Here is an 11,363-nt window from a genome sequence, read left to right as displayed (position 1 = left end):
CTGTGCTACCGTTCGACTTGCATGTGTTAGGCCTGCCGCCAGCGTTCAATCTGAGCCATGATCAAACTCTTCAATTTAAGTTTGATGCTCGTGAATTAAACTTCGTAATGAATTACGTATGTTCACTCAGAGACTTGGTATTCATTTTTTGTCTTGCGACGTTAAGAATCCATGTCACTTTGAGTGCCCACACAGATTGTCTGATAAATTGTTAAAGAGCAGTGCAACGCGGCTTTCGCTCACCGTTGCGAGGTGGCGTATATTACGCTTTCCTCTTTCAGAGTCAACCCGTTATTTCAGGATTTTTTCTCTTCAACCGACCGGGTTAACTGTGAAGTGATTCACATCCGCCGTGTCGATGGAGGCGCATTATAGGGATCCCAATTTTTAGCACAAGTGTTTTTTAGATCTTTTTTTTCGACTGCTGATTTTCCGCGCTTTTCGCTGAAATCCCGCCCGATCTGCTTAAATATTGACGCATTTTGCCTTGCCTCGATCCAATAATATGATCAAGTCTTCCGTATAGCGCTCATCCTTAGAGGTAGTTATGTCTGCAGTGTTACGCCCTTATAAAGATCTGTTCCCCCAAAAAGGCGATCGCGTGATGATCGATGCCACCAGCGTGGTCATTGGTGATGTCCGAATGGCCGATGACGTCAGTATCTGGCCGCTCGTCGCCATCAGGGGAGATGTAAATTATGTGTCGATCGGTGCCCGTACCAATATTCAGGACGGTAGCGTTCTGCATGTTACGCACAAATCCTCTTATAACCCGGAGGGCAATCCCCTCATCATTGGAGAAGATGTTACCGTCGGACATAAAGTGATGCTTCACGGCTGCACTATCGGTAATCGGGTGCTTGTTGGCATGGGATCGATTTTGCTGGATGGCGTGATAGTAGAAGAAGACGTAATGATTGGGGCCGGTAGCCTGGTTCCGCAGAACAAACGTCTGGAAAGTGGTTATCTCTATCTGGGAAGCCCGGTAAAACAGATCCGCCCCCTGAAGGAGGCAGAGATCGAAGGATTAAAATACTCGGCGAACAACTACGTAAAATGGAAGAATGACTATTTGGATCAGGATAACCAAACCCAACCCTGATCGTCTTCCTGCTGCTCGCGGATTAAATCGCTGGCTTCCTCTTCCAGATCCCAGCGATTTTCGCAAAAAACGGCTATCGGGTCTGTGCCGCCAAAACGATGTAACAGCGCTTCTCCATGGATGGCACAGGTAAGCTGCATCCCCTGCACCAGCACCGGAAAACAGACCGCCTGCTTATGCTCATCCCAGCTCTCTCTGTCCGGGAAATGAATAGCCTGATTCACGCCGAAAGCTCCTGCTTTAGCTTTTCAATGACCGGCTCGACTGCAGGCAACACCCCGTGCCAGAGCAGTACCGCATGCGCAGCCTGCCCCACCAGCATTCCCAGCCCATCGGCTAACTGTTTCGCACCGTGTTGTTCGCACCAGTTCAGGAAGGGCGTATTCCCTTTCTGATAGAACATGTCATAGAAGTACATGTGCGCGCTGACCAGCGAAGCGGGGATCGCCGGGATCTCGCCACTGATGCCGCTGGATGTGGCATTAATGACAAGATCGAACTCACGTTCGGCAAGATCGTCAAGCGCTACCGCACTTACGCTGCCGGTATGCGCAAACAACGCCGCCAGCGCTTCTGCCCGGGAAAAAGTTCGGTTGGTAATGGTCACCGCACAGTCCAGAGAAAGCAGAGGTAACAGTACTCCCCGCGATGCGCCACCCGCACCAATCAGCAGGACCCGGAACCCAGGTTTAATAAACGACAGTCGTTCCAGATCGCTCAGCAAACCTATTCCGTCGGTGTTGTCGCCCAGAAGACGTCCGTCCTCAAGCTGTTTTAGGGTATTTACTGCACCAGCAAGAGAAGCGCGCTCGGTCAGTTCATCAGCACGTTCGAAAGCTTCCTCTTTAAAAGGAACCGTCACATTCGCACCTTTGCCACCTGCGGCGAAAAAAGCCTCGAGCGTTGGAATAAATGCATCTACCGGTGCCAGTACGCGGCCATAGGGATGATTTATCTGCAGCTGCTCCGCAAATTGCTGATGGATCAGCGGTGACTTGCTGTGTGCGATCGGATTACCAAAAACAGCATAGATTTCCATGAGATTACCCCTGGCGAAAACGTTCGCCGGTCAAAGCGTCGCGAATTTCAGACGGATTCAGGCGCCCTCCCGTCTCTCCAACAGCAACCGGGAAGTCATTTCCGAACTGTGCCAGCACTTCTTCGGTTGTACGACAAGGTGGCAATCCGGTCAGGTTGGCGCTGGTTGAGACCAGCGGTTTACCAAATGCCAGGCAAAGCTCAACCACCAGAGGATGATCGGTGACGCGAACGGCGAGGGAGTCAAAGCGTCCGGTCAGCCAGCGCGGTGTTGTCGGCTGCGCCGGGAAAACAAAGGTCACCGGTCCGGGCCATGCGGAGAAAATAGTCTCGCGCTGCGCCGGTGTCAGCATAGAGTCATCAATGTAGGGCTTAAGCTGCTCGTAATTCGCAGCTATCAAAATCAACCCTTTCTCTACGGGTCTTTGTTTTAAGGCAAGCAGGCGGCTCACAGCCGTCTCGCTGTCAGGATCGCAACCGACCCCAAAAACAGCTTCAGTTGGATAGGCGATGACTTTTTCATTTTTCAGCACGTCCACAGCATGCGCAATGGAGCCTGATGGCAGGTTATTATTCACTATTTTGATCCGCCGTTACCGGCTTTCCACATTGTTTGCTGGCGCAGAAGCGTTTCATACCTTGCGCCGTTTTCTTCTCGATAAGTAGCGGATAGTTGCAATGAGTGCAGACGCCCGCTACCGGTTTGAAATTGATAACGAACTGGCATTCAGGGTAGCGATCGCAGGAATGGAAGGTCTTACCATAGCGGGAACGGCGCTGTACCAACTGACCGCGCTGACACTGAGGACACGCAATAGCCGTTTCATCAGGCTTATCAATTTGTTCCGTATGCTCACATTCCGGATAACGGCTACAGCCAATAAACATACCGAAACGGCCCTGACGTAGCGCTAGTTCACCACCACAAAGAGGACATAGCTGTCCTTCCAGAATTTTGACGATATGTCCATCCGCCTGGCTTTTCAGAGGACGGACATAATCACATTCCGGATAGTGTGAACAACCGAGAAACGGGCCGTGTTTCCCGGACCGAATAACAAGTTCAGCCCCGCACTGCGGGCAGGGCTCGTTTTTATGCACCGTGAATAGTGCTGATTTGGCCATAACAACTCTTGGTGCTACACATAGAATTAATGCAGCATACCTTCATTCACTTCAAAGAGTAATTCTTCCATTTGCTGATAGGCATTTTCACAGCCCGGGATATTAAACAGAACCATCAGAATCACCCATTTCAGATCTTCCAGTTCAAATTCTGCCGTATCCAGCGCCATGACACGCTCTATCACCATTTCTCTCGTTTCGAGGTTCAGCACCTGAATCTGCTCAAGGAATAAGATGAATCCCCGGCAGCTGGCGTCCAGCCTTTCACACTCTTCTGCGGTATAAATGCGTACTGACAACGGGTCAGAAGCAAGCTGCATCGGTTCGGCGAGGCCTTCCTGATAATCAGCCAGTTTTTCCAGCCACATCAACGCATTATAGATATCTTCCCGCTCAAACCCCGCATCGGTAAGATCCTGTGTCAATTTGTCCTGATCCACTCGCATTTCTGCTTCGTTATGGATGTAAGTCTCAAACAAATACATCAGTACGTCGAACATGGCATGCCCTCCTTAATCGGACATAGCCGCCGGGTACAGCTGCGATCCACCCTGCTAACTCCAGTTCGAGTAGCTGTGCTACCGTTACTGGCACAGGTTGGCCGGCACGTTCAGCGACAACGTCAACAGGTGTTACCTCATCTCCTACGTTAGCCAGGAGCTTGGGAAATGGCAATGCCACCTTTCCCTGATCTGATGAATAATGTCGCTTTTCGGGATCTTCCTGCAGACATTGCAAGCCATATTGCAAATTTTCAAGAATGTCCCGCGCTTCTGTTACCGGCGTCGCACCCTGCTTTATCAGCCAGTGTGGTCCTTCACACCCCGGGTTACCAATCGGGCCGGGTAAGGCGAAAACCTCCCTCCCCTGATCGAGCGCGCATCGTGCAGTGACCAGCGAGCCGCTTCGCACTGCAGCTTCAACGACCAATACACCCTGGCTAAGCCCGCTGATGATTCGATTACGACGCGGAAAGTTTGCCGGCCGGGGCTGCGCCGAAAGAGGGAACTCAGACACTATCGCCCCGTCAGCTTCGATAAGCCGCATAGCCAGCGCCTGATGCCGACGGGGATAAATGCTAAACAGGCCGTTCCCCAGTACGGCCACGCTACGCCCGTTCACAGACAGCGCGGCGTTGTGAGCAACACCGTCTATACCGCAGGCCAGTCCGCTGGTGATTGTGAAACCACTTTGCGAAAGTTGTTCGCACAGAATTTTCCCCCATCGTTCTCCATACCATGACGGCGCACGGCTACCCACGACCGCCAGCTGGGCAGCATTAAGCGTTTCAGGGTTACCTTTTACGAATAATGCACCGGGATAATCAGGAATTGCTCGAAGTAAAGGAGGATAAAGCGGATGGGTTGCCGTCAATAAATGATTTCCCGGCTGCTCAAGCCACACCAGACTTCGCTCCAGCTCACCCTCATCTGGGGCAAAGAACCGTTCAGCCTGTTTTGCTGACAGCCCGGCGTCTCTGACAGCGGAAGCATCGATATTTTTTTGCTTGTGCAGCCGTGCAGCCGCTTCCAGCATTCCATCGCCACATAATGAACCTGTGTGTATTAGCCGTAGCCATATCTCGATAGACGTCATCCTTTCCCCCTGCCATAAGCGGCCTGCGCAATCATTGCGATTGGTCACTGATGCTGTCAATCGACCCGGGATTTGTCTAGAATAGAAGTAATATTCTTATCAACTCCTGAACACGACTCTGGAAATTTATGGCAGTTTTGCAAGTGTTACATATTCCGGACGAGCGCCTTCGCATCGTCGCTGAACCGGTTAAAGAAGTGAATGCAGAAATCCAGCGTATCGTTGATGATATGTTCGATACCATGTACGCCGAAGAAGGCATTGGCCTGGCGGCGACGCAGGTAGACATTCACAAACGTATTATCGTGATCGACGTTTCTGAAAATCGCGATGAGCGTCTGGTGCTGATCAACCCTGAATTGCTTGAGAAGAGCGGTGAAACGGGCATTGAGGAAGGTTGTCTTTCTATTCCGGAACAGCGCGCTTTGGTGCCACGTGCCGAAAAAGTGAAAATTCGCGCTTTGGATCGTGACGGTAATCCGTTCGAACTGGAAGCAGATGACCTGCTGGCAATTTGCATTCAGCATGAGATGGATCACCTGGTCGGTAAGCTGTTTATCGATTACCTCTCGCCGTTGAAACAGCAGCGTATTCGTCAAAAAGTAGAGAAACTGGATCGTTTGCGCTCTCGCGCATAACGTCCCCCCGGATACAAGGATCATCGTGTCTAAAACACTACGTATTATCTTCGCGGGAACCCCTGATTTTGCAGCGCGTCATCTTGACGCGCTGTTATCTTCTGGTCACCAGGTTGTCGGCGTCTTTACCCAGCCGGACCGTCCGGCTGGTCGCGGTAAAAAACTGATGCCGAGCCCGGTAAAGGTGCTGGCAGAAGAGCATGGGCTTCCTGTTTTCCAGCCCGCATCCTTACGCCCTCAGGAAAATCAGCAGCTGGTTGCTGACCTGAACGCCGACGTAATGGTCGTGGTGGCTTACGGTTTAATTTTGCCAAAAGCGGTGCTTGATATGCCTCGTCTGGGTTGTATCAACGTGCACGGCTCCTTGCTCCCGCGCTGGCGTGGTGCGGCACCTATCCAGCGCTCCCTGTGGGCGGGGGATGCTGAAACCGGCGTCACAATCATGAAGATGGACGTAGGTTTAGACACTGGCGACATGCTGCATAAACTGGCGTGCCCTATTACTGCAGACGATACCAGCGCTACGCTGTATGACAAACTTGCAGGCCTTGGTCCGCAAGGGCTTATCGAGACGCTGCAGCAACTTGCTGATAATACGGCGAAGCCGGAAGTTCAAGATGAGACGCTGGTGACGTATGCTGAAAAACTGAGTAAAGAAGAAGCCCGGCTCGACTGGTCCTTGTCTGCCGCTCAACTTGAACGCTGCATCCGCGCTTTTAATCCGTGGCCGATGAGCTGGATGGAGATTGATGAGCAGCCAGTGAAAGTCTGGAAAGCGTCAGTCATTAATGGCAATACGGCTGCTGAACCCGGCACGATTATCGACGCCAGCAAGAACGGTATCCAGGTTGCGACAGCAGAAGGGATCCTGAATCTTGAATCGCTGCAACCGGCCGGTAAGAAAGCCATGAGCGCTCAGGATCTATTAAATTCCCGTCGTGAATGGTTTATACCGGGTAATCGTCTTGCCTAATCCAATATATGCTTAAAGCCCGGTGTTTCCGGGCATTTTTATTTTTATAGTTATGAAAAAACAAAATCTACGCAGTATGGCGGCCAAAGCCGTTGAGCAGGTTATCGAGCAGGGCCAGTCATTGAGTAACATCCTGCCTCCCCTGCAACAAAAGGTATCTGATAAAGACAAAGCTCTGCTCCAGGAACTCTGCTTTGGTGTCCTGCGCACCCTTTCTCAGCTTGAGTGGCTCATTAATAAGCTGATGTCGCGCCCAATGACAGGCAAACAGCGCACCGTACATTATTTGATTATGGTGGGGTTTTATCAGCTTCTTCATACCCGCATTCCCCCTCACGCCGCGCTGGCTGAAACGGTGGAAGGTGCCGTTGCGATTAAACGCCCTCAGTTGAAAGGGCTGATCAACGGCGTACTGCGTCAGTTCCAGCGTCAGCAGGATGAGCTACTGGCTGAATTTGCACAAAGCGAAACACGTTTTCTGCACCCGGACTGGCTGCTGAATCGCCTTAAAAAAGCGTATCCGCAGCAATGGCAAAACATTGCCGAAGCGAATAATCAACGCCCACCGATGTGGTTACGCGTCAACCGTAATCACCACACCCGTGACGCATGGCTGGCATTACTGGAAGAAACCGGAATGAGTGGATTCACGCATGCAGCCTATCCGGATGCCGTGCGTTTAGCCTCCCCTGCACCGGTACATGCTTTACCTGGTTTTGATGAAGGCTGGGTGACCGTACAGGATGCCTCGGCTCAGGGTTGCATGACCTGGCTTGAACCAGCAAACGGGGAACAGATCCTCGATCTTTGCGCCGCGCCTGGCGGAAAAACAACGCACATTCTTGAAGTGGCTCCGCAGGCCAGCGTAATAGCCGTGGATGTCGATGAGCAGCGCCTGTCACGCGTCTACGACAACCTCAAGCGTCTGGGCATGAAGGCTCAGGTTAAGCAGGGCGACGGACGCAAGCCCGCAGAATGGTGTGGTGAAACCCAATTTGACCGCATTTTGCTGGATGCGCCCTGCTCTGCAACAGGCGTGATTCGTCGCCATCCGGATATCAAGTGGCTGCGCCGCGATCGCGATATCAAGGAACTTGCCCAACTGCAATCGGACATACTTGACGCAATCTGGCCACATCTTAAACCCGGCGGCACGCTGGTTTATGCAACCTGCTCCGTACTGCCAGAAGAAAACAGCCAGCAAATCGCGGCCTTCCTTAAACGTACCCCGGACGCAACGCTGCGCGATACGGGAACGCCTGAATGCCCGGGTCAGCAAAACCTGCCGGGCGCGGAAGAAGGCGATGGCTTCTTTTACGCTAAGCTAATCAAAGAGTGATGTTGAGAACAGGTCACGAGATATGAAAATTATCATTCTGGGCGCAGGACAAGTGGGCGGAACGCTGGCGGAAAACCTGGTTGGCGAAAACAACGACATCACAATCGTTGATACCAACGGGGATCGTCTGCGCGTTTTACAGGACAAATTTGACCTTCGCGTTGTGCAGGGCCATGGCTCACACCCGCGCGTGCTACGCGAGGCCGGCGCCGACGATGCAGACATGCTCGTTGCGGTGACCAGTTCTGACGAAACCAATATGGTGGCCTGTCAGGTAGCCTACTCGCTTTTCAACACCCCTAACCGAATCGCGCGCATCCGTTCTCCGGACTATGTCCGCGATGCTGAGAAGCTCTTTAATTCAGAAGCGGTTCCTATTGACCATCTCATCGCGCCAGAACAGCTGGTTATCGACAATATCTATCGTCTGATCGAATATCCAGGCGCACTGCAGGTGGTGAACTTTGCCGAAGGTAAGGTCAGTCTTGCCGTCGTTAAGGCCTATTACGGCGGCCCGTTGATCGGCAATGCGCTTTCCACAATGCGTGAGCACATGCCGCATATCGATACGCGCGTCGCCGCCATTTTCCGCCACGACAGACCTATTCGCCCTCAAGGCTCCACGATTGTCGAAGCGGGGGATGAGGTCTTCTTCATTGCGGCCTCTCAGCATATTCGTGCGGTGATGAGTGAGTTGCAGCGTCTCGAAAAGCCTTATAAACGCATTATGCTGGTCGGCGGTGGCAATATCGGCGCGGGCCTGGCGCGAAGGCTGGAAAAAGACTACAGCGTGAAATTGATCGAGCGCGATCAACAGCGTGCTTCTGAGCTGGCGGAAAAACTGCAAAATACGATCGTATTTTATGGCGACGCGTCTGATCAGGAATTATTGGCTGAAGAGCATATTGATCAAGTTGATCTCTTTATTGCCGTCACCAACGATGACGAGGCGAATATTATGTCCGCCATGCTCGCCAAACGTATGGGAGCAAAGAAGGTCATGGTGCTTATCCAGCGCAAGGCGTATGTCGACCTGGTTCAGGGCAGCGTTATTGATATTGCCATTTCACCGCAGCAGGCGACCATTTCCGCTCTGCTGAGCCATGTACGTAAAGCGGACATTGTCGGCGTTTCATCTCTGCGTCGCGGGGTGGCAGAAGCCATTGAAGCGGTAGCTCATGGAGATGAAACCACGTCACGCGTTGTGGGCCGCGCCATCGACGAAATTAAGCTGCCGCCGGGAACAATTATCGGCGCCGTAGTGCGCGGGAATGATGTCATGATCGCCAATGATAATTTGCGTATTGAGCAAGGCGACCACGTAATTATGTTCCTTACCGATAAAAAATTTATTACCGACGTCGAACGTTTATTCCAGCCTAGTCCATTCTTCCTTTAATACGTCGGGGCTCTCAATAGAGCCCCGCACTTTACCCTCTTTATTCCTGTGCCTTTTATTTTCATAACGTTTAATTATCCCGCATGGCAATTGGCTAATCATTTGTTAAACTTATAGTCGTCAGCTGGCACAAGGAGAACATAATGAGTTTTATTAAAGAATTTCGCGAATTTGCGATGCGCGGGAACGTGGTTGATTTGGCAGTGGGTGTCATTATTGGTGCGGCATTCGGCAAGATTGTTTCATCATTAGTTGCGGACATAATCATGCCACCTTTAGGGCTGCTAATCGGGGGCATTGATTTCAAACAGTTCGCGTTCACGCTGCGTGAAGCCCAGGGTGATATCCCGGCAGTAGTAATGCACTACGGCGTGTTTATCCAGAACGTATTTGATTTCGTGATTGTGGCGTTTGCTATCTTTATGGCTATCAAGCTGATTAACCGGCTCAACCGTAAAAAAGAAGAGCCAGCAGCAGCGCCTGCACCAACGAAAGAAGAAGTGTTACTGAGTGAAATTCGCGATCTGTTAAAAGAGCAGAATAACCGCGTTTAATCAGCAGTTAAAAACAGGAAGGCCAGTGGTAAATAAGCGATTCGCTTGCTTGCCACTGGCCTCCCAGTTACCCCGTTTTGCATGTTTGTCTTTACGCAGATAACTCCCCTTCCCTTTTTTATTCTTTTCAACGCGCTGTCGAAAAAGCGGGTCGTGGAGTAAAGCCTCGATGGCATTATCTTTAATTTGTCCCTTCGTGTGCTGATAGCGGCTCATAATTTCTCCTGAGCATGGTTTATGACGACGGAAGTCTAGACCCGAGTAGATTAAAAATCAACATCCCCGAGTTTCTCCACTGGCTCCCTGTTCAAGGGCTTCCAGAATTGAACAATAAATACTGCTATGAGCCGTTCCGCAGCAGGCATCATTCAACCTTTGCAAAGAGCGCTGCATGGCTTGCAGTTCCAGAATACGGGCTTCAACTTCATCAAGCCGGGTTTGCACGATGCTTTTGGATTCCTGACAAGTGTGATGCTCAGGATCGATGCGGATCGATAATAACTCGCGGATCGAATCAAGCGTGAAGCCAAGCTGTCGGGCGTAGCGTATGAATCTCAGACGTTGCAGATCGTTATCGGTATAAAGCCGAAAGCCGCCTTCCGTGCGTACCTCATGATCGATCATCTGCTGCTTTTCATAATATCGGATAGTGTCCGGCGTTACGTTCGCGAGCTTTGCAAGTTCACCGATACGGTACATCGCTACTCCTCGTTTATCTTCTTCATCAATATTTCACCGTATTCCCCATGCAGGAATTCCGTGCTCATTCCTGCCTGGCGCAGCTTGAGCTCGATCAGAGCGAGCCTACGGCTAAGTTCTTTATGTCGAGGATCGTCCTGACGGATCCCTTTTAGCAAATCGACAAGTTCAACAGCCTCTCTGCGCTGCTCAAGCTCGGGCGGGAGGCAGCCAGCATTTTTTAGCAAACGGTATCCAGCCCGGAGTTCAGGCGCAATATGCGAATCATCTTCAAGTTCAAGAGGTTCGCCGCTCCCGGGAAGATTGTCGAAATCGCCTTTATTTTGGGCATCGCGAATATGGCGTTCTGCCCACTGGTCAAGCAACCACATCATCAGCTCCAGGGGATGAACAAAATTGATACAGGTATTGTAGAGAAGTGGGGATAATGCGGATATAAAAAAACCCGCCGAGGCGGGTTTTTTTACGTTACTGCAGATTACTCTGCAGCAGCTTCTGCTTTCTCTGAACGATCAACCAGCTCGATGTAAGCCATCGGCGCGTTGTCGCCTGCACGGAAACCACACTTCAGAATGCGAGTGTAACCACCGGCACGGCTCGCGAAACGCGGGCCCAGTTCGTTAAACAGTTTTGCCACGATCTCGTTATCACGAGTACGGGCGAATGCCAGACGACGATTAGCAACGCTGTCAGTCTTGGCAAGAGTAATCAGCGGCTCAACTACGCGACGCAGCTCTTTCGCTTTAGGCAGGGTCGTCTTGATGATTTCATGACGAACCAGTGAACCTGCCATGTTGCGGAACATAGCCTGGCGATGGCTGCTGTTGCGGTTCAGTTGACGACCACTCTTACGATGGCGCATGACCTTATCCTTCTCAGTAAAACCTTAACCTGTGATCC

Annotated in this window: 16 protein-coding genes and 1 rRNA gene; 6 read left to right on the top strand and 11 right to left on the bottom strand. The window is 51.4% G+C overall.

Features of this window, described 5'->3' with window-relative positions; all coding sequences use genetic code 11:
• Positions 1-77 (bottom strand): 16S ribosomal RNA (locus tag A6013_RS23330); the annotation flags it as partial.
• Positions 78-547: 470 nt separating this feature from the next.
• Here A6013_RS23330 and A6013_RS23325 point away from each other — a divergent pair.
• A complete protein-coding gene (locus A6013_RS23325; RefSeq protein WP_028014623.1) occupies positions 548-1,102 on the top strand; it encodes a gamma carbonic anhydrase family protein in 555 nt (184 codons plus the stop codon).
• Here A6013_RS23325 and A6013_RS23320 read toward each other — a convergent pair.
• Genes A6013_RS23320 through dprA form a run of 6 tightly spaced genes read right to left on the bottom strand, consistent with a single transcriptional unit; the run spans position 1,078 to position 4,861 of the window.
• Entirely contained in the window at positions 1,078-1,326 is a 249-nt protein-coding gene (locus tag A6013_RS23320; RefSeq protein WP_028014624.1) for a DUF1488 domain-containing protein, read from the bottom strand. The two genes, A6013_RS23325 and A6013_RS23320, sit on opposite strands and share 25 nt — an antisense overlap.
• Positions 1,323-2,141 carry a shikimate dehydrogenase gene (aroE, locus tag A6013_RS23315; protein WP_069733834.1) on the bottom strand — a complete coding sequence of 273 codons (819 nt, stop codon included), beginning with the start codon at positions 2,139-2,141 and terminating at the stop codon, positions 1,323-1,325. Before aroE ends, A6013_RS23320 begins: the two co-directional genes overlap by 4 nt.
• A 4-nt stretch (positions 2,142-2,145) precedes the next feature.
• Entirely contained in the window at positions 2,146-2,718 is a 573-nt protein-coding gene (gene tsaC, locus A6013_RS23310) for an L-threonylcarbamoyladenylate synthase type 1 TsaC (RefSeq protein ID WP_045630331.1), read from the bottom strand.
• Positions 2,711-3,265: a type I DNA topoisomerase gene (locus A6013_RS23305; protein ID WP_045630330.1), complete on the bottom strand. Its 555-nt coding sequence runs from the start codon at positions 3,263-3,265 to the stop codon at positions 2,711-2,713. The genes tsaC and A6013_RS23305 overlap by 8 nt, the downstream gene beginning before the upstream one ends.
• Positions 3,266-3,291: 26 nt before the next feature.
• Positions 3,292-3,765 carry a DUF494 family protein Smg gene (gene smg, locus A6013_RS23300; protein ID WP_008503477.1) on the bottom strand — a complete coding sequence of 158 codons (474 nt, stop codon included), beginning with the start codon at positions 3,763-3,765 and terminating at the stop codon, positions 3,292-3,294.
• The gene (dprA, locus tag A6013_RS23295) at positions 3,737-4,861 is read right to left on the bottom strand and encodes a DNA-protecting protein DprA (protein ID WP_063438078.1); all 1,125 of its coding nucleotides are present in this window, start codon (positions 4,859-4,861) and stop codon (positions 3,737-3,739) included. Before dprA ends, smg begins: the two co-directional genes overlap by 29 nt.
• Before the next feature lie 128 nt (positions 4,862-4,989).
• Between dprA and def the strand changes: the two genes are divergently transcribed.
• The 5 genes from def (at position 4,990) to mscL (ending at position 9,764) form a co-directional block, all read left to right on the top strand.
• Positions 4,990-5,499 carry a peptide deformylase gene (def, locus tag A6013_RS23290; RefSeq protein ID WP_006812188.1) on the top strand — a complete coding sequence of 170 codons (510 nt, stop codon included), beginning with the start codon at positions 4,990-4,992 and terminating at the stop codon, positions 5,497-5,499.
• 25 nt (positions 5,500-5,524) lie between these two features.
• A complete protein-coding gene (gene fmt / locus A6013_RS23285; RefSeq protein WP_045630328.1) occupies positions 5,525-6,472 on the top strand; it encodes a methionyl-tRNA formyltransferase in 948 nt (315 codons plus the stop codon).
• Between the two features lie 52 nt (positions 6,473-6,524).
• Positions 6,525-7,811: a 16S rRNA (cytosine(967)-C(5))-methyltransferase RsmB gene (gene rsmB, locus A6013_RS23280; RefSeq protein ID WP_069733833.1), complete on the top strand. Its 1,287-nt coding sequence runs from the start codon at positions 6,525-6,527 to the stop codon at positions 7,809-7,811.
• Positions 7,812-7,833: 22 nt separating this feature from the next.
• On the top strand, positions 7,834-9,210 hold the full coding sequence (trkA, locus tag A6013_RS23275; protein ID WP_014885463.1) for a Trk system potassium transporter TrkA: 1,377 nt from the start codon (positions 7,834-7,836) through the stop codon (positions 9,208-9,210).
• A 143-nt stretch (positions 9,211-9,353) separates the two neighbouring features.
• Complete coding sequence (gene mscL / locus A6013_RS23270) at positions 9,354-9,764, top strand: large-conductance mechanosensitive channel protein MscL (protein WP_028014631.1); 411 nt, start codon at positions 9,354-9,356, stop codon at positions 9,762-9,764.
• Here the strand turns inward: mscL and A6013_RS23265 are convergent, their stop codons facing one another.
• The 4 genes from A6013_RS23265 to rplQ all read right to left on the bottom strand — a co-directional run bounded on the left by A6013_RS23265 (position 9,765) and on the right by rplQ (position 11,325).
• A complete protein-coding gene (locus A6013_RS23265) occupies positions 9,765-9,980 on the bottom strand; it encodes an alternative ribosome-rescue factor A (protein WP_045630326.1) in 216 nt (71 codons plus the stop codon). It abuts the gene before it with no gap.
• Between the two features lie 57 nt (positions 9,981-10,037).
• Positions 10,038-10,463 (bottom strand): Zn(2+)-responsive transcriptional regulator, encoded by a 426-nt coding sequence (zntR, locus tag A6013_RS23260; protein ID WP_069733832.1) that lies wholly within the window; start codon positions 10,461-10,463, stop codon positions 10,038-10,040.
• Positions 10,464-10,465: 2 nt separating this feature from the next.
• Positions 10,466-10,834, bottom strand: coding sequence for a DUF1992 domain-containing protein (locus A6013_RS23255; RefSeq protein WP_045630324.1), 369 nt, complete (start codon positions 10,832-10,834; stop codon positions 10,466-10,468).
• 107 nt (positions 10,835-10,941) lie between these two features.
• Complete coding sequence (gene rplQ, locus A6013_RS23250) at positions 10,942-11,325, bottom strand: 50S ribosomal protein L17 (protein WP_001216368.1); 384 nt, start codon at positions 11,323-11,325, stop codon at positions 10,942-10,944.
• Positions 11,326-11,363 lie beyond the last annotated feature (38 nt).

The sequence above is a fragment of the Enterobacter sp. IF2SW-B1 genome, assembly GCF_001743375.1.
Taxonomy (GTDB): domain Bacteria; phylum Pseudomonadota; class Gammaproteobacteria; order Enterobacterales; family Enterobacteriaceae; genus Enterobacter; species Enterobacter bugandensis.
Note: the sequence above shows the minus strand (reverse complement) of the source record. Positions and strands in the feature narration are given on the sequence as shown.